At 72.5% G+C, this 19,755-nt stretch carries 18 protein-coding genes; 14 read left to right on the top strand and 4 right to left on the bottom strand.

Annotated features, from left to right (window positions below):
* Positions 1 to 240 precede the first annotated feature (240 nt).
* From CRYAR_RS33685 to CRYAR_RS33675, 3 genes are all read left to right on the top strand, one after another.
* Entirely contained in the window at positions 241 to 1,110 is an 870-nt protein-coding gene (locus CRYAR_RS33685) for an ABC transporter ATP-binding protein (protein WP_051572319.1), read from the top strand.
* Positions 1,111 to 1,210: 100 nt separating this feature from the next.
* Positions 1,211 to 3,670 (top strand): protein kinase domain-containing protein, encoded by a 2,460-nt coding sequence (locus tag CRYAR_RS44705; RefSeq protein WP_063725806.1) that lies wholly within the window; start codon positions 1,211 to 1,213, stop codon positions 3,668 to 3,670.
* A 64-nt stretch (positions 3,671 to 3,734) separates the two neighbouring features.
* Positions 3,735 to 4,517 carry an enoyl-CoA hydratase/isomerase family protein gene (locus CRYAR_RS33675; protein ID WP_035857211.1) on the top strand — a complete coding sequence of 261 codons (783 nt, stop codon included), beginning with the start codon at positions 3,735 to 3,737 and terminating at the stop codon, positions 4,515 to 4,517.
* On the opposite strand, the gene CRYAR_RS33670 is transcribed toward CRYAR_RS33675, so the two are convergent.
* Positions 4,514 to 5,881, bottom strand: a complete 1,368-nt coding sequence (locus CRYAR_RS33670; RefSeq protein WP_051571294.1) for an acyltransferase family protein — start codon at positions 5,879 to 5,881, stop codon at positions 4,514 to 4,516. The genes CRYAR_RS33675 and CRYAR_RS33670 overlap by 4 nt on opposite strands.
* Positions 5,882 to 6,018: 137 nt before the next feature.
* Between CRYAR_RS33670 and CRYAR_RS47710 the strand changes: the two genes are divergently transcribed.
* The 5 genes from CRYAR_RS47710 (at position 6,019) to CRYAR_RS33645 (ending at position 10,913) form a co-directional block, all read left to right on the top strand.
* A complete protein-coding gene (locus CRYAR_RS47710) occupies positions 6,019 to 6,984 on the top strand; it encodes a hypothetical protein (RefSeq protein ID WP_051571293.1) in 966 nt (321 codons plus the stop codon).
* Between the two features lie 34 nt (positions 6,985 to 7,018).
* On the top strand, positions 7,019 to 8,650 hold the full coding sequence (locus CRYAR_RS33660; RefSeq protein WP_035857210.1) for an acetolactate synthase: 1,632 nt from the start codon (positions 7,019 to 7,021) through the stop codon (positions 8,648 to 8,650).
* 81 nt (positions 8,651 to 8,731) lie between these two features.
* Complete coding sequence (locus CRYAR_RS33655; protein WP_035857209.1) at positions 8,732 to 9,367, top strand: dihydrofolate reductase family protein; 636 nt, start codon at positions 8,732 to 8,734, stop codon at positions 9,365 to 9,367.
* A 5-nt stretch (positions 9,368 to 9,372) separates the two neighbouring features.
* Positions 9,373 to 9,720, top strand: a complete 348-nt coding sequence (locus tag CRYAR_RS33650) for a YciI family protein (RefSeq protein ID WP_035868789.1) — start codon at positions 9,373 to 9,375, stop codon at positions 9,718 to 9,720.
* A complete protein-coding gene (locus CRYAR_RS33645; protein WP_035857208.1) occupies positions 9,717 to 10,913 on the top strand; it encodes an RNA polymerase sigma factor in 1,197 nt (398 codons plus the stop codon). The genes CRYAR_RS33650 and CRYAR_RS33645 overlap by 4 nt, the downstream gene beginning before the upstream one ends.
* Before the next feature lie 65 nt (positions 10,914 to 10,978).
* Here the strand turns inward: CRYAR_RS33645 and CRYAR_RS33640 are convergent, their stop codons facing one another.
* Genes CRYAR_RS33640 through CRYAR_RS33630 form a run of 3 tightly spaced genes read right to left on the bottom strand, consistent with a single transcriptional unit; the run spans position 10,979 to position 13,582 of the window.
* The gene (locus CRYAR_RS33640; RefSeq protein WP_035857207.1) at positions 10,979 to 11,542 is read right to left on the bottom strand and encodes a dihydrofolate reductase family protein; all 564 of its coding nucleotides are present in this window, start codon (positions 11,540 to 11,542) and stop codon (positions 10,979 to 10,981) included.
* 2 nt (positions 11,543 to 11,544) lie between these two features.
* Entirely contained in the window at positions 11,545 to 13,017 is a 1,473-nt protein-coding gene (locus tag CRYAR_RS33635; RefSeq protein WP_035857206.1) for a DUF885 family protein, read from the bottom strand.
* Position 13,018: 1 nt separating this feature from the next.
* Positions 13,019 to 13,582 (bottom strand): class I SAM-dependent methyltransferase, encoded by a 564-nt coding sequence (locus CRYAR_RS33630; protein ID WP_035857205.1) that lies wholly within the window; start codon positions 13,580 to 13,582, stop codon positions 13,019 to 13,021.
* 217 nt (positions 13,583 to 13,799) lie between these two features.
* Between CRYAR_RS33630 and CRYAR_RS33625 the strand changes: the two genes are divergently transcribed.
* The 6 genes from CRYAR_RS33625 to CRYAR_RS33600 all read left to right on the top strand — a co-directional run bounded on the left by CRYAR_RS33625 (position 13,800) and on the right by CRYAR_RS33600 (position 19,699).
* Complete coding sequence (locus tag CRYAR_RS33625; protein WP_035857204.1) at positions 13,800 to 14,579, top strand: electron transfer flavoprotein subunit beta/FixA family protein; 780 nt, start codon at positions 13,800 to 13,802, stop codon at positions 14,577 to 14,579.
* Positions 14,580 to 14,593: 14 nt separating this feature from the next.
* Positions 14,594 to 15,553: an electron transfer flavoprotein subunit alpha/FixB family protein gene (locus CRYAR_RS33620; protein ID WP_035857203.1), complete on the top strand. Its 960-nt coding sequence runs from the start codon at positions 14,594 to 14,596 to the stop codon at positions 15,551 to 15,553.
* A 169-nt stretch (positions 15,554 to 15,722) separates the two neighbouring features.
* Complete coding sequence (locus tag CRYAR_RS33615; protein WP_051571292.1) at positions 15,723 to 17,129, top strand: MFS transporter; 1,407 nt, start codon at positions 15,723 to 15,725, stop codon at positions 17,127 to 17,129.
* A gap of 52 nt (positions 17,130 to 17,181) precedes the next feature.
* Positions 17,182 to 18,360, top strand: a complete 1,179-nt coding sequence (locus CRYAR_RS33610) for a cysteine desulfurase family protein (RefSeq protein WP_035868784.1) — start codon at positions 17,182 to 17,184, stop codon at positions 18,358 to 18,360.
* A 68-nt stretch (positions 18,361 to 18,428) separates the two neighbouring features.
* Positions 18,429 to 18,980 carry a helix-turn-helix domain-containing protein gene (locus CRYAR_RS49230; protein WP_211247767.1) on the top strand — a complete coding sequence of 184 codons (552 nt, stop codon included), beginning with the start codon at positions 18,429 to 18,431 and terminating at the stop codon, positions 18,978 to 18,980.
* Positions 18,981 to 19,117: 137 nt separating this feature from the next.
* Complete coding sequence (locus tag CRYAR_RS33600) at positions 19,118 to 19,699, top strand: ATP-dependent Clp protease proteolytic subunit (RefSeq protein WP_051571291.1); 582 nt, start codon at positions 19,118 to 19,120, stop codon at positions 19,697 to 19,699.
* Positions 19,700 to 19,755 lie beyond the last annotated feature (56 nt).

Genomic DNA, 19,755 nt, shown 5'->3' with positions numbered 1-19,755 from the left:
CCTGTTGTGCACAGATTAGGGGGTTGCGCGGGGAAACCGTACCGAGACCTCCCGAGATGTAGCCCAGCGCCTGGTTCTCCTGGGTACCAAGCGGCGCGCCGGGGCGGGGGAGGACGTCCGTGGTTGGCCCGCGTGTTGTTGGATGGGTACGTGCCTGACGCTTCTCGTCCCTCCGCCGTCGGCCGCGCGAGCGTGCCCTCCGTCTCCCCGGTCTTCTCCGTGACCCGCGGCGTCTCGGTCCTGCCTGATTCGGCGCTGCCGACGCCCGCGTCGCGTCCGAAGCCGAAGCCGGCCGCCCCGGCGCCGCGGACCTACCCCGAGCCCGACCCGGACGCGGTGCTCGACCTGGCCGGGGTCACGGTCACGCGCTCGGGCAACGACCTGCTGGACGAGATCGACTGGCAGGTCCGGGAGGACGAGCGCTGGGTGGTGCTCGGCCCGAACGGCGCCGGCAAGACCACGCTGCTCTCGGTCGCGGCCGCGCGTCTGCACCCCACCCGCGGCCGGGTCGCGATCCTCGGTGAGCAGCTCGGCAAGGTGGACGTCTTCGAGCTCCGGCCGCGGATCGGGCTCTCGTCGGCGTCGCTGGCCGAGCGGATCCCGTCCGACGAGACGGTCGCCGACGTGGTGGTCACGGCCGCGTACGCCGTCGTGGGCCGCTTCACCGAGCAGTACGACGGTCTGGACGCCGACCGCGGCCGCTCGCTGCTGGCCCAGTTCGGCGTCGAGCACCTGGCGTCCCGGCTCTACGGGACGCTGAGTGAGGGCGAGCGCAAACGCGTCCAGATCGCCCGTGCGCTGATGACCGACCCCGAGGTGCTGATGCTCGACGAGCCGGCCGCCGGGCTCGACCTGGGCGGCCGGGAAGACCTCGTACGCCGGCTCTCGATCCTGGCCAGCGACCCCGCTTCGCCCGCGCTGGTGCTGGTCACGCACCACGTCGAGGAGATCCCGCCGGGCATCACCCACGCGCTGCTGCTGCGCGGGGGCAAGGTCGTCGCGGCCGGGCCGCTGGCTGAGGCGCTCACCGCGCGGACGCTGTCGAGCACGTTCGGCCTGGCCCTCCGCCTCGACCGTGTCGACGACCGGTACGCTGCTCGCGCACAGTAACGGGGTGCGGTTCTGGCGGAAATGTGACAGAACCCTTTGATCGGCTACCGCGTGACCCCTTTACAGTGGACACCGGGAGATCTTCGGGGAGCGCACACCCATGGGCCGGCACGACCAGATGGTCCTCGACATCGGCGAGGACGTCGACGGGTACCGCGTCGAGTCGTTCATCGCCCGCGGCGGGATGGCTGTCGTCTACAAAGCACGTGACCGACGCCTCGGGCGCCCGGTCGCGCTCAAGCTGATCGCGCCCGAGCTCGCGGCCGACACGACGTTCCGGGCGCGGTTCACCCGGGAGAGCGAGCTCGCGGCCTCCCTCGACCACCCGAACGTGCTGCCGATCTACCAGGCCGGCGAGCTCGACGGGATGCTGTGGACGGCGATGCGTTTCGTCGACGGCGAGGACCTCGACACGGTGCTGAGCCGCCGGGGCCGCCTGACGCCGGACGAGACGATCACGATCTTCACGGCCGTGGGCGCCGCGCTCGACGCGGCCCACGCGCGCCAGCTCGTGCACCGCGACGTGAAGCCGGGCAACATCCTGCTCACCGGCCAGGACAGCGACGACGGCGACATGAACCTCGTCGCGCGGCACATCTACCTCACCGACTTCGGGCTCACCAAGCGCAGCGCCGACGTCACCGGCCTCACCACCGCGGGCCAGTTCCTCGGCACGATCGCGTACGTCGCGCCGGAGCAGATCGCCAGCCAGGCCGTCGACCACCGCGCCGACGTGTACTCGCTGGGGTGCGTGCTGTACCACGTGCTGACCGGCGCGGCGCCGTTCGCGCGGGACGACTACGTGGCGATGCTGTGGGCGCACATCAGCTCGCCGCCGCCGGTGCTGTCGGAGGTGCTCGCGGACGTGCCGCCCGCGGTCGACGCGGTGATCCAGTCGGCGATGGCGAAGGAGCCGAGCGCGCGGCCCGACAGTTGCGGTGCGCTCGTCGGGCAGCTGCGTGACGCGTTCGGGCTGGCCGCGCAGATTCCGTTCCGCCTGGCCGACCGGCCGGGGAAGGTCGCCGGTGTCCGCGACCGCTACGTCAGCGAACCGGCCGACGACACCCCGACGGTGGTCAAGGGCACGCCCTCCGGGCCTCCCGCCGGTGCGGTTCCGCCGGTGGCGGCCGAGCCGCCCGGCGCCGCGGCGACCCGGCCGGCGAGCCTCCCGCCGCGGCCGTCCGGCCCGCCGGAAGCGTCCGGCGAGGCGACACCGCCGGCGGCCGGGCCCGTGCCGCCGTCGGGGGAGAGCTTGGAGGAGGCGCTGGCGTTACGGCCGGTGTCGTCCGAACCCGGGCCCTCGCCGCGTCGGGCCGAGCCCACGGTGGTCGAACCCACGGTGGTCGAACCCGCCCTCGTCGAGCCCACCGTGGTCGAGAGCCCGTCGGGGGCCCGCGCCGAGGCGATCGCGCAGCGGGATTCGCCACCCACGCTGGTGAGCCACCGCCGCGACCCCGAGCCGCCGGCCGCGCCCGACCGTCCCCGCCGCATCGCGCTCGTCGCCGGGCTCGTCGCCCTGGTGGTGCTCGCCGGCGGCGCGGGCTTCTGGATCCTCCGCCCCGACGGCCCCGACCGCGCGGTCACGGCCGCCCCGTCGCGGACCCCGTCGGCGTCCGCGGCCCCGGGCCCCAGCATCCCGGCCAGCGTCGCGAAGCCGACCGTCCTCGCGCAGGTGAAGGTCGGCAACGGCCCCCAGGGCATCGCGTTCTCGCGGGACGGCAGGCGCGTCTACATCGCCAACAGCAACGAACGCTCGGTGTCGGTGGTCGACAACGAGGACCACCGGGCGACCCGGGTCATCCGGACGCCCAACCAGCCGCAGTACGTCGCGGCCAGCCCCACCCTGGACCGGCTCTACGTGTCGACCCACAACGACAACGGTGGCGGCAACGCGATCGTGGTGATCGACACCGTGAAGTCCACGGTGGTCACGAGCATCGCGGTCGAGCAGGCGACCGACTCGCACCCCTACGCGCTCGCGGTGTCGCCGGACGGGTCGCTGCTCTACGTGCCCGACCACGACCGCGAAGTGGTGCTGGTCATCGACACCGCGACGAACAAGTTGGCGAGCAGGCTGGCGGTGGCCCCGCGTCCGCACTCGGTGGCGTTCGCCGGGAGCACCGCCTACGTGGCCAACCACGAGTCGAACCAGGTGTCGGTCGTCGACACGAAGAAGACCTCGGTGGCGGCCACGATCCCGGTCGGCGCGGCACCGCACAGCGTGGCGGCCAGCCCCGACCGCAGCCGCGTCTACACCGCCAACTACGACGACGGCACGACGTCGGTGATCGACACGAAGACCAGGAAGAGGATCGGTCCGGACGCGAAGGTCGGCACGAACCCGCGCTGCGTCGCGGTCTCCGCCGACGGCAAGCACGCGTACTTCGCGGTGACCGGCGACGACACGCTCACCGTGCTCGACACGACGACGATGAAGCAGACGGCGTCGATCAAGCTGGGCGTCGACCCGTACGTGGTCGCGGTCTCTCCGGACGGGCGCACCGGCTACGTGACCAACCGGGAGTCCGACACGGTGACCGTGCTCTCGCTCACGGCCTGAGACCCGGATGGCTACCCGCCGGTAGGCTGCGGCGAACGGCGTCGTCGAAGGGTGGTCGGAGCGGATGACCGGTGAGTTCGTGAACCTCGAGGTGGCGGATGGGGTCGGCACGATCCGGCTCGACCGGCCGAAGATGAACGCGCTCAACACCCAGGTGCAGGGTGAGCTGCGCGCCGCGGCCGAGGAGGCGACGCGCCGCGACGACGTCCGGGCGGTCGTGCTCTACGGCGGGCCGAAGGTGTTCGCGGCCGGTGCGGACATCAAGGAGTTCGCCGAGACCTCCTACACCCAGATGGTGTCGCGGGCCGAGGCGCTCACCGGGTCGCTGAGCGCGGTCGCGCGCATCCCGAAGCCGGTCATCGCCGCGGTCACCGGGTACGCGCTCGGCGGCGGGTGCGAGCTGGCGCTCACCGCGGACTTCCGGGTGGCGGGGGAGAACGCGAAGCTCGGCCAGCCGGAGATCCTGCTCGGCATCATCCCCGGCGCGGGTGGCACCCAGCGGCTGACGCGTCTGGTCGGCCCGTCGAAGGCCAAGGACCTGATCTACTCCGGCCGCTTCGTGGACGCCGCCGAGGCGCTCGCGATCGGGCTCGTCGACAAGGTCGTACCGGCCGAGGACGTGTACGCGGCGTCGGTCGAGTGGGCGTCGACGTTCGTGAACGGGCCGGCCTACGCGTTGCGTGCCGCGAAGGCCGCGATCGACGGTGGCCTCGACGTCGACCTGGAGACCGGGCTGCGGCTGGAGAGCCACTTGTTCGCCGGTCTGTTCGCCACCGAGGACAAGCGCATCGGCATGGAGTCGTTCCTCGCCAGCGGTCCGGGCAAGGCGAAGTTCACCGGCGCCTAGAGCGTCCGGCTCACCGCCGTGAACCCGGCGTAGGCCGCCAGCTCCCGCGGCTCGGGCGCGGCCGCGCCCTCGGGCCCCGGCCGCAGCGCCGCCGAGCCGGGTAGTGCGGGGCTGACCGGGGCGACCGCGGGCAGGGTGTGCCCGGTGCGTCGCGGGGCGGCGGTGGGAACGGCGCGCCAGGTGCGTCGCCAGAGGTCCGGGAGGCTGGGCCGCCGGGTGTGCTGCCGGCGGCGCTTGGCCAGACGCTTGGTCCAGCCGGACACCCGGCGGCCGGCCGGGTCCTCGACGAACCGGTGCAGCGCCGAGGCCAGCGCCACGACCAGCGCCGCGACGATCACCAGCACGACCCAGCGGTTCAGCCCGAGCCGCTCGTTGCCGAGGGTCAGCAGCGAGTAGCCGATGTTCTCGTGCACCAGGTAGAGCGGGTAGGTCAGCGCGCCCAGGAACGCCACCCGCGCCGCTCCCGGCACGGTGACGCCGTTGACCAGCAGAACGAACACCGCGAACGTCGCCAGCAGCACCGACGCGACGACCACGCCGGAGAATTCGACGTCGTACTTCGCGGTCAGCGACCCGGCGAACGACACCCCGAGCCGCACGGCCCACACGCACGAGAGCACGGTCAGCACGACGGCGGCCCAGCGCTGGCGGCGGGACAGGTCGGTCCCGGGCCCGTCGGTGGCCAGCAGCGCGAACCCGACCCCGGCGACGAAGTACGGCGCCCACTCCGGCACGAACAGCCGGCCCCAGCCCGTCGACATCGGCGCGTAGTGGTGCGCGACCGAGATCGCGAGCCAGATCCCGGCCCCGGCCAGCACGCGGTTCGCGGTCAGCCCGAACGCCGCCCCGATCGCGACCAGCCCGTAGAACGCCAACTCGACCAGGAGCGTCCAGTACACCCCGTCGACGTACGTGACACCGAACGCCTCGCTGCCCATCGTGAGGTTCGCGGCCCACTGGCCGAACGTCACCGCGTGCCGGTCGCCGGGCAGCACGGTCACCGCCAGCGCGGTCAGCGTGCACGCCGCCCAGAACGCCGGGTAGAGACGCCCGGCGCGGTTGAGCAGGAACACCCCGGGGGAGCGGCCCCACGCGCTGCGCAGGATCACGAAGCCACTGATGACGAAGAACACGTCGACGCCGAGGTAGCCGTAGCGGAAGTACTCGGCGACGCCCTCGAAACCGGTGGTGGCCAGCGGGTCGGAGCCGGTGGCCGAGCGGAACAACCAGTGGAACCCGACGACCGAGAGGGCGGCGAGCAACCGGAGGACGTCGAGTTCGGAGCAGCGCCGGAACCGGCCTGCGGCGGACGGGAACGTGGTGCCGGGGCGCGGCCGTGATTCGGCGAGGGGTGTCGAGCTCACCGCTCTCAGGTATCCACCGACGGCGGTGAGCGAACCCGGAGCGGTCGGTTTTCCGACCCCCGGTGCCCTGATTCACAGGTGTCGCCTACCCTGACGGCGCCGAGCGTGTGCGCACGGTACCGGTGGAGGAGAGCGGGATGACGTACCCACAGGACCCGCAAGGGTGGCAGCAGCAACCAGGCGGCTACGACCCCAACGGCGGGGGCTACGGCGATCCCTACGCGCAACCGGGCACGTACCAGCCCGCCTACGACCCCACCACCGGTCAGCCGGCGCAACCGGGCCCGTTACCGCCGGGCTACCCGAACGCCCCCACGTCGGGCTACCCGCCGGGCGCGCCGACGTCCGGGTACCCGACGTCCGGGTACCCGACGTCCGGCTACCCGGGCGCGCCCACGTCCGGTTACCCGGGTGCACCGACCTCCGGGTATCCCGGTGCGCCGACCTCCGGTTACCCGGCCGCCGGCTACGGCGGGTACCCGCCGGTGCCGCCGCCGAAGAAGAGCCGCACCGGCCTGATCCTCGGCATCGTGGCCGGTGCCGTCGTGCTGCTGGTCATCGCCGGGTCGATCGGCGCCTGGGCGCTGCTGTCCGACGAGCCGAATCCCACCCCGACCGCGACCGCGGCCCCGCCGAGCCGGTCGCCGGCCCCGTCGGTCTCCCCGACCGACCCCGCGCAGCTCGCCCAGTTCAAGGACCCCGACCTGCGTGAGTTCGCCCGGCGCGCGGCCGGCGAGTCCGACCGCTGCGAGGTGATCACGTCGACGATCCCGGCCGGCAACAACGCGGCCGAGGCGGTGAAGTGCCTCTACAGCTCGAACTACCAGGTCTACTTCCTGCGCTACAAGACGCTCACCGACCGCGACTCGTACGCCCAGTCGGCGCGCACCGGCTTCTCCGACGACTCGCTCGTCGTCGACGGGGACACGTTCTGGACCGACGACAAGCAGGTGCGCCAGGGCAACTACATCACCGGACACAACACCAGCGACAACAACCGCTACTCGTACTGGGACGTCCCCGGGAAGCCCGTCTCCGGCGAGATCTACGCGACCAGCAGCGACGCGGCCGCCATCGAGCAGTTCTGGCGGACGATTCGCTGACGCCCGCGGTTACCGACAAGTAGGGTCGGCAACCATGAGCGAAACCGGTACCGAGATGGAGGGCCACGGCGGCGAACTCGCCCTGGCCGCGCTGCGGGCCCGCGGGGTCAGCGCGATGTTCACGCTCTCCGGCGGGCACGTGTTCCCGCTGTACGACGCGGCGCACACCACCGGCTTCCCGCTCATCGACGTCCGGCACGAGCAGAGTGCGGTCTTCGCGGCCGAGGCGACCGCGAAGCTCACCCGCCGTCCCGGGCTCGCGGTGCTGACCGCGGGGCCCGGCGTCACCAACGGGATCTCCGGGGTCACGTCGGCGAAGTTCAACGGGTCGCCGGTGGTCGTGCTCGGCGGCCGGGCCCCGCAGATGCGCTGGGGCGCCGGCTCGCTGCAGGAGTTCGACCACGTCCCGGTGCTGGCGCCGATCACGAAGCACGCGGCCACGGTGACCGACGTCAATGCGCTGGCCGCCGACGTCGGTACCGCCGCCGACCTGGCGCTGCGCCCGCACCGCGGCCCGGTCTTCCTCGACCTGCCGATGGACGTGGTGTTCGACCGGGCGACGTCCCGGATCGAGCCGCCGGAGGTGCCGGTGCTGCTGGAGGCCGATCCGTCCGAGGTCGCCCGGGCGGCCGACCTGATCGCGTCGGCCCGGCGGCCGGTGCTCGTCGCCGGCTCCGACGTCTACGCGGGCTCGGCCGAGCTCGCGCTGGTGGCGGCGGCGGAGGCGTTGCGCGTGCCGGTGATCAGCAACGGCCAGGGCCGCGGCTGCATCCCCGCCGACCACCCGCTGGCGTTCGCCCGGGCCCGCGGAGCGGCGTTCAAGTCCGCCGACGTCGTCGTCGTGATCGGCACGCCGCTGGACTTCCGGCTCGGTTTCGGCACGTTCGGCGACGCGCAGGTCGTGCACGTCGTCGACTCGCCGACGCAGCGCGCCGGGCACGTCACCACGGCCGCGGCGCCGGTCGGTGACCTGGCCACGATCCTCACCGCGTTCGCGGACCACACCGGCGCGCGCACCGACCACGAGGACTGGATCGCGTCGCTGCGTGAGCTCGAGAACGCCGCCCGGGCGAAGGACCTCGACCTGCTGCGTGCCGACACCGACCCGATCAAGCCGGCCCGGATCTACGGTGAGCTGCGCCAGGTGCTCGACCGGGACGCGGTCGTGATCTGCGACGGCGGTGACTTCGTCTCGTACGGCGGGCGCTACCTCGACTCGTACACGCCGGGCTGCTGGCTCGACCCGGGGCCGTACGGGTGCCTCGGCACCGGCGCCGGGTACGCGATCGGCGCCCGGGTGGCGCGGCCGGACGCGCAGATCTGCGTGCTGTTCGGCGACGGAGCGGCCGGGTTCTCGCTGATGGACGTCGAGTCGCTGGTGCGCCAGCAGCTGCCGGTGGTCATGGTCGTGGGCAACAACGGGGTGTGGGGGCTGGAGAAGCACCCGATGCAGGCCGTCTACGGGTACGACGTCGCGGCCGACCTGCAGCCGGGCCTCCGCTACGACGACGTGGTCCGCGCGCTCGGTGGTGCGGGGGAGACCGTGGAGAAGCCGGGTGACCTCGGCCCCGCACTCCGCCGCGCCTTCGACGCCGGTGTGCCCTATCTGGTCAACGTGCTCACCGACCCGGCGGACGCCTATCCCCGGTCGTCGAACCTCGCCTGAAAAGTTTTTTCCGGCGTGGTGTCGTAGGGCGGCCGCGCGCTTCGTGGGGAGGGTGAAGGCACCCTACGAACGGAGCGCGCGGTGAAGCTCAGCGTCAACATGTTCATGACCCTCGACGGGGTCGTCCAGAGCCCCGGAGCCCCCGACGAGGACACCTCCGGCGGGTTCACCCGCGGTGGCTGGGTGGCGCCGCTCTTCGACGACGACCTCGGCCGCTTCGTCGACGGCTACTTCCAGCAGACCGAGGCCCTGCTCTACGGCCGCCTCACCTACGAGATCATGGCCGCCTTCTGGCCGCAGGTGACCGACCCGGAGAACGGGGTCGCGGCGTCGCTCAACACGCGGCCGAAGTACGTCGTGTCGAACACGCTCACCGAGGCCACCTGGAACAACTCGACGATCCTCAGCGGCGACTTCCTGGCCGCGATCCGCGACCTGAAGAAGCAGCCGGGCCAGGAGCTGCAGCTGCACGGCTGCGCGCGACTCGCCCGCGCACTGCACGACGCCGGCTTGATCGACGTCTACCGGATCATGGTCTTCCCGTTGGTGGTCGGTGACGGCAAGCGGCTGTTCGGAGCGGACGGACCCCCGACCGGGTTCCGCACGGTGAGCGCCGAGACCACGTCGAAGGGGGTCACCGCGCTGACGCTGGAGCCGGTACCGTACGCCACCGCCGGATACACCGTGGTGGACGGCAAAGAACAGATCGAGGAGTGAACACGATGCCCCAGTACATGCTTTCGGTCCACCACACCGGCGGATACCCCGAGGTGGACCCCGACGAGATGCAGGCGCAGTTCGCCGCGGTCGACGCGTTCAACAAGGAGATCACCGGGGCCGGGAAGTGGGTGTTCGGCGGCGGTCTGATGCCGCGTGACACCGCGACGCTGGTGGACGGCACCGGCGCGGAGACCGTGCTCGTGGACGGGCCGTACGCGGAGACCAAGGAGGTGCTCGGCGGCTTCTGGGTCATCGAGGCCGCGAACCTCGACGAGGCGCTGAACTGGGCCTCCAAGGCGTCCAAAGCCTGTGCCAGCCCGGTCGAGGTGCGGCCCTTCCAGGGCGAATGACGGTCATCGACGCCGAGGTCGACCGAATCGTCCGGGCCGAGTACGGGCGCGTCGTCGCCACGCTCGTCCGGCGGTTCGGCGACCTCGACCTGGCCGAGGAGGCGACCGGTGAGGCGCTCCTCGTCGCGGTACGGAGCTGGCGCCGGGACGGGTTGCCGCCGAACCCCGGCGGCTGGCTCGTCACGACGGCGGCCAACCGGGCGATCGACCGGATCCGGCGCGAGTCGGTCCGCGACGCCCGGCAGAAGGAGGCCCTGGTGCTGACGCCGGAATCCACCGATCCGCTCGGCGCGGTCGACGACGACCGGCTGCGCCTGATCTTCATGTGCTGTCACCCGGCGCTGGCCGTCGAGGCCCGGGTCGCGCTCACGCTCCGCCTGGTCGCCGGGCTGTCGATGGCCGAGATCGCGGCGGCGTTCGTCACCCCGGAGACGACGATGGCGCAGCGCCTGACCCGGGCCAAGCGCAAGATCAAGGCCGCGCGCATCCCGTTCGGCGTGCCGTTCGCGCACGACCTCCCGGCCCGGGTGAGCTCCGTGGCCGCGGTCATCTACCTGGTCTTCAACCAGGGCTACTTCGCCACGACGGGCGACGTCCCGGTGCGCGAGGAACTCTGCGACGAGGCGATCCGGCTCGCCCGGCTGCTGCGCCGGCTCCTGCCCGACGAGCCGGAGGTCCTCGGGCTGCTCGCGCTGCTGCTGCTCACCGACGCGCGGCGGCCGGCCCGGTTCGACGGCGGGACGCTGGTGCCGCTGGCCGAGCAGGACCGTGGCCGGTGGGCGCGGCCGCTGATCGCCGAGGGCCACGAGCTGGTCCGCGAATGCCTGCGCCGGCAGCGCCCCGGTCACTACCAGATCCTGGCCGCGATCAACGCCGTGCACACCGACGGACCGGCGACCGACTGGCGCCAGGTGCTCGCGCTCTACGACCAGCTGACGATCGTGGCGCCGTCGTCGGTGGTGGCGCTGAACCGGGCGGTCGCGCTGGCCGAGGTCGACGGTCCGGCGGCGGCGCTGGCCGAGGTCGACGCGCTCGACCTGGTGCCCTACCACGCCTGGCACGCCACCCGGGCCGACCTGCTGCGACGCCTGGGCCGGCCGGGCGAGGCCGCGAGCGCGTACGACGCGGCGATCGCCCTGGCGGACAACCCCGCCGAGCGCGACTTCCTGACCGCCCGGCGAAAGGCGCTCTAGGGCACGGTCTCCTGGCCCGACAGCTTCCCGGGCCTACGCCGACACTCGTGCCACGTGTCCCGCTCTCATGGCCGGCCGGACACCCGCTGGTCGGCCGGGCCGTAGACCGCGTGCACGACGCCGGTGCCGAACGTCGTGGACGAGAGCAGCTTCAGGGGCACCGAGGCGCCGTCGGAGAACAGCTTCTGCCCCTTGCCGACGATGATCGGGTGCACCAGCAGGTGCAGCTCGTCGACGAGCGAGTGCTGCAGCAACCACTGGACCAGGCCCGCGCTGCCGGTGATGCCGAGCCGCTGGTCGGCCTTCAGCTTCGTCAGCTCGGCGGCGACGGCTGCCTCGTCGCCGCTGATGATCGTCGAGTTCTCCCACGAGGCCGTGGTGAGCGTGTTCGAGACGACGTACTTGCGCGCGGCGTTCATCTGCGCGGTCATCGGGTCGTTGGCGTCGGCCTTCGGCCAGTACTCGGCGAAACCGTCGTAGGTGCGGCGGCCGAGCAACATCGCGTCGTTGTCCATCAGCGCGCCGACCGCGGCGCCCATCTCGTCGTCGAAGTACGGGAAGTGCCAGGTCTCCGGCGCCTCGATGACGCCGTCGAGGGAGATGAATTGGCCGGTCGTGATCGATCCCATGGTCAGGAGCCTGGCACGATCGCGCAAGCGAGGCCGAGCGGCGGCGCGCCGAGCGCGAGCAGTTCCTCGTGGAAGCGCCGCGGCGTGGTCCCGGCGCGCTCGCGGAGATCGCGCAGGACGAGCTTTCCCCAGGTGTAGCGGCCGTAGGTGGGGTCGAACGTGCCGCGCCGGGCCTCGGAGACCGCGGCCGGCCCGGACAGGAACGCGTCGGCGGTGAACCGGGCGGTGGCGTCCGCCACCGTCATCGCGCCGCTGTGCAGACCGATCGCGCAGAGCAGGCGGACGACGCGCACCAGCGCCTCCAGCGCGACGCCGGCCTGGAAGCGCGGGTCGCCCTCCCGGAAGCCCTCCTCCAGCGCCAGCTCTTCGACGTAGTGCGCCCAGCCCTCGACGAACGCGCCGGAGAGCAGCAGACGCCGGACGTCGGAGTCGAGGCGGCGCAGCGCCCGGCCGTGGGTGTAGTGGCCGGGAGCCACCTCGTGCACGGTGATCGCGGGCAGGCTCGACCGGTTGAACACCGAGAGCCACTCGTCCTGCTCCGAACGCGGCCACGACGGGTCCGGCGGCGTCACGTGGTACCAGGACGGCGCGTCGCGCTCGTAGGGCGCGGCCCAGTCCATCATGGCCATCGCCCACTGCCGCGACTCCGGCGCCGGCCCGACCAGGCACTCGCCGTCGGTGTCGGGCATCAACCCGGACGCGTTGCTCCAGGCGATCACCTCGTGGGTCAGCGCCTGGGCCTCGGCGAGCACGCCGGTGGCGTCGGGATGGTCGGCGAGCAGCTCGGCGACCGTGGTGGCCGTGGTCCGACCGGGAGCGATGCGTGCGCAGGCGTCGTCGAGCAGCGCACGCATGCGTGCCAGTTCGCGCTCGCCGTCGGCGGCGAGCGCACCCAGGTCGACGTCGAGCGCCTCGGCGCTGCTCAGCAGGGCGGTGAGGGCGGGTGCGCCGAGCTCGACCGGGGCGTCGGTCTTCGTCCGCAGGTGCTCGACCAGCCGGGCGTGCGCGGCCAGCGGCCCGGCGTGCTCGTCCGGGTCGAGCCCGGCGGCCAGGCCGATCGCGCCGGGAAGGCACGCGTCGGCGACGTCCGGCGGCACCGCGTCCAGCGCGGATATGCTCGCGTCGATCGCGTCCGGCCAGGCGGCGAGGTGACGGGCCTTGGCGGCGGCCCGCTCCTCGGCCGGGGCGTAGTCGCGGTCGTAGCAGGCCAGGTCGAGGTTGTTGAGGTGCGGGACCGGGTTGCGGCGGTGGAGCTGGAGCTCCGCGTAGCTCACCCGGGCGCTCCGCTCGAACGCGGCCACGTGCGCCTCGTCGTGCGGGTCGTCGTACGTGGGGCCGTTCCCGACGGCGTGCAGCGCTCGCCGGATCGCGTCGGGGGAGAGGTCCTGGGCGATGCCGTCGTACTCGTGCCGGCCGGCTCCCTCGCGGGTGCCGGCCACGTCCAGGTCCGCGAGCGCGCGTAGCCGGGCGTCCACGTCAGCGGGCGATCGCGACGGCGAACAGGTCGAGGCTGGTGTCCACGTCGTCCTCGGTGAAGGTGAAGTCGCGGTGGGTGACCCGGACCACCTCGCGGCGCAGGGCGGGGTGCCAGGTGGCCGCGGGCGAGGCGACCTCGGCCGCGAACCCGTCGGCGAACCGGCGGTCGAGCCGGCGGAGCCGTCCCCGGTGGCGGACCCCGTACAGGCGGTCGACGCGGAAGTGCGGTGCGAGGCCGGCGGTGAGCTCGTCGGCTCCGCCCGGACGGGTCGGCGTGCTCACGATGAGCGTGCCGGCCGGGCGCAGCACCCGCGCGCACTCGGTGACGTCCGGGGGAAGCTGCAGGCTCACCACCACGTCGACGCTGTGGTCGGCCACGTTCGACCCGGTCGTGATCACCTCGCGGGCGACCCGGGCCAGGATGCCCGCGCCGTGCCCCTCGCCCGCGGTCTCCAGCACGGTGGCGCCGCGGAGCCACGGGCGGGCCGCGAGGTAGGCGACTTCGTGCCGCCGGAACCAGTAGTTCTCGGCCGAATCAACGGGGCGCGTCAGCGTCAACTCCACCGCGCGGACATTAGTGCACGCGTGGAGACCGCCGACCGTGACCGGCGCCATGCTGACTGATGTCCCCAGACGTGGTGATATGGCTAACAAGCTCCGTGGTGAACGCCGGGTGCAGGCGATTCTACCGGCGGGTAACATCAACGGTGACTGTTTTACCCAGCGTGCGCGCGGACGCACGAGTCCGAGGACGATCTGAGCAGGAGGTCTGAACAGACCCATGAACATCGTCGTACTGGTCAAGCAGGTTCCGGACTCCGGTACCGAACGGTCGCTGCGCGCAGACGACAAGACCGTGGAACGCGACTCGGCCAATCTCGTCATCAACGAGATGGACGAGTACGCGATCGAAGAGGCGCTCAAGGTCAAGGAAGCCGTCGGCGGCACCGTCACCATCCTGACGATGGGACCGGACAAGGCCACCGAGTCGATCCGCAAGGCGCTCTCGATGGGTCCCGACGGCGCGGTGCACGTGAACGACCCCGCGCTGCACGGGTCGGACTCCCTCGCCACCTCCAAGGTGCTCGCTTCGGCGCTCAAGGGGCTGGAGTGGGACCTCGTGATCGCCGGGGCGGAGTCGACCGACGGGCGCGCCGCCGCGATGGCGTCGATGCTCTCGGAGCGGCTCGGCGTCGCCGGGCTCACCGGTGCCCGCAAGCTCACCGTCGACGGCACCACGCTCACCATCGAGCGTCAGCTGGAGGACGGCTACCAGGTCGTCGAGGCGCAGACCCCGGCGATCGTGAGCGTCTGGGACACGATCAACGAGCCGCGGTACCCCTCGTTCAAGGGCATCATGGCCGCGAAGAAGAAGCCGGTCGACACGAAGTCCCTCGCGGACCTCGGGGTGGACGCGGCCGAGGTGGGCCTGGGTGCCGCGACGTCGAAGGTCGTGGACGCCGCTCCGCGTCCGCCGCGCGCCGCCGGTGAGAAGGTCACCGACGAGGGCGACGCCGGCTCCAAGCTGGTCGCGTACCTGGCCGCCGAGAAGATCGTCTGAGGAGGACCCAACTCATGGCTGAAGTTCTGGTTCTCGTCGAGCACGTCGACGGCGCCGTCAAGAAGATCTCGCTCGAGCTGCTCACCGCGGCGCGCGCCCTCGGCGAGCCGTCGGCCGTCGTGGTCGGCACGCCGGGCACCGCGGCCGGTTACGCGGACACGCTGAAGGAGTACGGCGCGGCGAAGATCTACGCGGCCGAGTCCGAGGACGTGCTGTCGTACCTGGTGGCGCCGAAGGCGTCGATCCTGGCGTCGCTGGCTGCCTCGGCCAGTCCGGCGGCGATCCTGATCGCGGCGACCGCGGAGGGCAAGGAGATCGCCGGCCGGCTGGCCGTGAAGCTCGAGTCCGGTCTGCTCTACGACGTCGTCGACCTGGGCGCGGACGGGGTCGCGACGCAGGCGATCTTCGCCGGGCAGTGGATCGTGAAGTCGCAGGTCACGTCGGGGACGCCGATCCTCGTGCTGAAGGGCGGCGCGGTCGACGCGGCCGCTGCCCCGGCCGCGGGCGAACTCGTCGCCGTGGACGTCTCGCTGGACGAGGCCGCCACCAAGGCGAAGATCCTGGACCGGGTGGTGGAGTCCAGCGGCTCCCGCCCGGAGCTCACCGACGCGAACATCGTCGTGTCGGGCGGCCGGGGCGTCGGTTCCGCCGACAACTTCAAGGTCGTCGAGGATCTGGCCGACTCGCTGGGTGCCGCGGTGGGTGCGTCCCGGGCCGCGGTCGACTCCGGCTTCTACCCGCACCAGTTCCAGGTCGGGCAGACCGGGAAGACCGTGTCGCCGCAGCTCTACGTCGCGCTCGGCATCTCCGGCGCGATCCAGCACCGGGCCGGCATGCAGACCTCGAAGACGATCGTCGCGGTCAACAAGGACGCCGAGGCGCCGATCTTCGAGCTCGCCGACTACGGCGTGGTCGGTGACCTGTTCGCGGTGGCCCCGCAGGCCGCCGAAGAGGTACGCAAGCGCAAGGGCTGAGCCTTCCGCGCTCGGACGGCCGGGTTCCCCGTGGGGGGCCCGGCCGTCTTGATGTGAAGCGCGGTTGAGGTCATAGCGTCAGGTCATGAGCGACCTGATCGAGGGTTTGTCGAGTGATCGTGCGAACAGTTCGGAAAATTCATCGTTTCCACGTCGTAACGTTCACCGGGTGACCGACTCGATTACTGACGCACGACCTGAGCCGGTCTCCGTCTTCGGCAAGCAGTACCGCGGCACCAGCATCGGCCTGCTGCTGATCGTCTCGATCGTGGCGTTCGAGGCGATGTCGGTCGTCACCGCGATGCCGATCGTCGTCGAGTCGCTCGACGGCATGGCCTACTACGCGTGGCCGTTCTCCGCGTTCATGGTCGCCAACCTGCTCGGCATGGTGCTGGCCGGTGAGCTCGCCGACAAGCTCGGCCCCACCAGACCCATGGTGGTCGGCCTGGTGGCGTTCGCGCTGGGCCTGCTGGTCGCCGGCACCGCGACGACGATGGTGCAGCTGATCGTCGGGCGCCTGGTGCAGGGGCTCGGCGGCGGCATCCTGATCGTCGTCATGTACGTGCTGATCGGCGTCAGCTTCCCGCCGTCGCTGCACCCGCGGGTGTTCGGGCTGACCGCGATCGGCTGGGTGATGCCGGGGCTGCTCGGCCCGGTCGTGGCCGGTTCGCTGGCCCAGCACGCCCACTGGCGACTGGTGTTCCTCGGGCTGTTACCGCTGGTGATCCTGGGCGCGCTGCTGATCGTCCCCGGGCTGCGGCGAGCGCCGTCCGCGGCTGCCGCGCCGGTTCCGGCGCCGCCGTCCAACGCCTACCGCGGCGGTGCGGCGGCCCGCTGGCCCTACGCGCTGCTGGCCGGCGTCGGCGTGGTGCTGTTGCAGCTGGCCGGGGAGCGGCTGGACCTCGTCGCGATCCCGGTCGCGCTGGTCGGCCTGGTGTCGGTCGTGGTGGCCGTGCGGCGGCTGCTGCCGGTGGGAGTGGCGTCCGCGGCCGCCGGGCTGCCGGCCGTGGTGCTGATGCGTGGGCTGGCGGCCGGTTCGTTCTTCGCGGTGGACACGTTGGTGCCGCTGACGCTCAGCTCGGTGCACGGCTGGAGCGCGGTCGCCGCCGGTCTTCCGCTGACGTTCGGCGCGCTCGGCTGGTCGGGCGCGTCCTGGTTGCAGGGGCGCTACCCGAACCTGCCGCGCTCGGTGGCGGTCGGGACCGGCATGGTCGCCGTCGGCATCGCGAGCTCGTCGATGGCGGTCGTGGCCTGGGTGCCGGGCTCGGCGTGGGTGGCGTTCCCGGCCTGGATCTTCGGGGGGATCGGCATGGGGTTGGTGATGCCGTCGCTGTCGGTGCTGCTGCTGGAGAACTCCACCGACGCCGACCGCGGCCGCAACAGCGCCAGCCTGCAGATCTCCGACGCGCTGACCAGCTCGCTGACGATCGGCTTCGGTGGTGTGCTGGTGGCCGCCGCGACCGCGGGTGCGTTCGGGATGTCGACCGCGATCGGTGCGATCGACGTCGCGATGGTGGGCATCGCCGTCGTCGGTGTTCTGGTCGCGCCGCGCCTGCGCCTGCGGTCCGCGCCGTGACGTCCCGGGTGGCCCCGGCGCTCCGGTCGCGCCGGATAGGCTGAACGCCGTCATGGTGTACCTCGATCACGCGGCGACCACGCCGATGCTGCCGGAGGCGGTCGCCGCGCTCACCGGTGCGCTGGGCGCTGTCGGCAACCCGTCCTCGCTGCACGCGGCGGGGCGCCGGGCCCGTCGCGCGGTCGAGGAGGCCCGGGAGCGGCTCGCGGCCGCGCTGGGTGCCCGCCCGTCCGAGGTGCTGTTCACCGGCGGCGGCACCGAAAGTGACAATCTTGCTGTCAAGGGCATCTTCTGGGCGCGTCGCGACGCCGATCCGCGTCGCACGGTCGTCCTGACCTCCGCGGTCGAACACCACGCGGTGCTCGACGCCGTCGAGTGGCTGGCCCAGCACGAGGGCGCCACGGCCGAGTTCCTCCCGGTGGACGACGCCGGCTGCGTGGCCCCGTCGGTGCTGGCCGAGGCCCTCGAGCGGCACGGCGACACGGTCGCGCTGGTCAGCGTCATGTGGGCGAACAACGAGGTCGGCACCGTGCAGCCGATCACCGAGCTGGCAGCGATCAGCCGGGCCGCCGGCGTACCGTTCCACAGCGACGCGGTGCAGGCCGTCGGCCAGGTGCCGGTCGACTTCGGTACGTCCGGAGTGGACGCGTTGACGCTCACCGGGCACAAGGTCGGCGGTCCGCTCGGCGTCGGGGCCCTGCTGCTCGGCCGGGACGTGCCGTGCGTGCCGCTGCTGCACGGCGGCGGCCAGGAGCGGGACGTGCGGTCCGGCACGCTCGATACGCCGGCGATCGTCGCGTTCGCGGTGGCGGTGGAGTCCGTGACGAAGGCCCGGGCGTCCTACGCGGCGCGGGTGGCCTCACTCCGGGACTCGCTCGTGTCCCGGCTGCTCGAGGAAGTGCCCGACGCGGTGCTGAACGGACCTGCGTCCGGGCCCTCGCGCCTGCCCGGCAACGCGCACTTCTCGTTCCCCGGCTGCGAGGGCGATGCGCTGCTGATGCTGCTGGACGCGCGCGGCATCGAGTGCTCGACCGGGTCGGCGTGCTCGGCCGGTGTGGCGCAACCCAGCCACGTGCTCGTCGCGATGGGGTCGGGGGTCGAGCGGGCGCGCGGCTCGTTGCGGTTCTCGCTGGGGCACACGTCGACGAGCGAGGACGTGGACGCGCTGGTCAGCGCAATCGGCGGAGTCGTGGAGCGCGCTCGTCGCGCCGGCGCCGTCCGCAAGGCCTGAACCTCGCGCGGTTGCCGTTCGCTGTCGGCGGAGTGCGCTTATCTCATATCAGAGATACCGTTCTTGATATGAGCGAGGAGTTGCCCCGGCTGCCGGGGTTCCGGGAGGCGGCGCTGCGGCGTCGGCGCGAGACGGTGAGCGCGCTCGCTGACCACCGCCGCGCCGCGGGGCTCTCGCAGACCGAGATCGCCGCACGCATGGGCACCTCCCAGTCGACGGTCGCGCGGCTGGAGGCCGGTGACGTCGACCCGCGGATGTCGACGCTCGAGCGCTACGCCGAAGCTCTCGGCGGCCGCCTGGATGTCGCGCTCCGGTTCGATGCGCCCGGTCTGCCGTATCTGCGCCCGGCGGCGAATCCGGTCGCGTATCCGGTTGCGCCGGAGCGGGGTTCGCCGGTGCCGGGTGTGCCGGTGCCGGGTGTGCCGGTGCCGGGTGTGCCGGGACCGGGTGTGCCGGGACCGGGTGTGCCGGGACCGGGTGTGCCGCTGCGGCCGGCGGCGCGGCTGGGTTCGGAGCCGGACGACCCCGCGCCGACATCGCCCGCTCCGGAGCGTCCGTATGCAGCACCGGTGCCCCCGCCCGGGGGCGACCGACCCGCACGTCCTTCACGACGGTGGTGATTCGTATGTCGTCCGCAACCTGGTTTCCGCCCGAACGACCCCGGCCCTGGGAGCCGGGCAACCCCGAGTGGCGCCCGCCGAACTGGCAGCCGCCGCAGCCGCCGTCCCCGGAGCCGCCGCGGCCGACCTTCCCGCCGATGCCTCCGTCCGCGCCGCCGCAGCCGCCGGCCGAGGACGTCCGTGAGCTCTGGGAGGACCGGCTCCTCGATCAACGCATCGTGCAGATCAACGGCCCGATCGATGCCGACGTCGCGAGCCGGGTCGCGAGCCGGCTGCTGCTGCTCGACACCCGCACCCAGCGACCGGTGGCGCTGCGCCTGAACAGCGGAAACGCTGATCTCACCGCGGTCTGGACACTGGTGGACACGCTGGACGCACTCGTCGTCCCGGTACACGCGCTGGTGGTCGGCGAGCTCGGTGGCGGCAGCCTGGCCCTGCTCACCGCGGTCGCCGAGCGCTACGCCCACCCGCACGCGCGGTTCCGCCTCGCGGACCCGTCGCTGCCGAACATCACCGGCACCGCGGGAGAACTCGCCGGTGAGGCCGCGGCCAATCAGAAGCTGGTCGACTCGCTCCACGCCCGGGTGGCCGAACTCACCGGCAAGCCCCTGGACGACGTGGTCGGCGACTTCCGCCGGGGACGGTTCCTCACCGCGGACGACGCGGTGGAGTACGGGCTCGTCACCGATGTCCGGCCCCGGTCGGTCCGGCCCGACTGAGCGGTCCGCCGCCCCCGGTACGCTCGTATCGAGCAACCAATTCGGAGGAGCGGTAG

The organism is Cryptosporangium arvum DSM 44712, assembly GCF_000585375.1.
Taxonomy (GTDB): domain Bacteria; phylum Actinomycetota; class Actinomycetes; order Mycobacteriales; family Cryptosporangiaceae; genus Cryptosporangium; species Cryptosporangium arvum.
The sequence above is the reverse complement of the archived record's forward strand: the minus strand, read 5'-3'. Positions and strand labels throughout refer to the sequence as shown.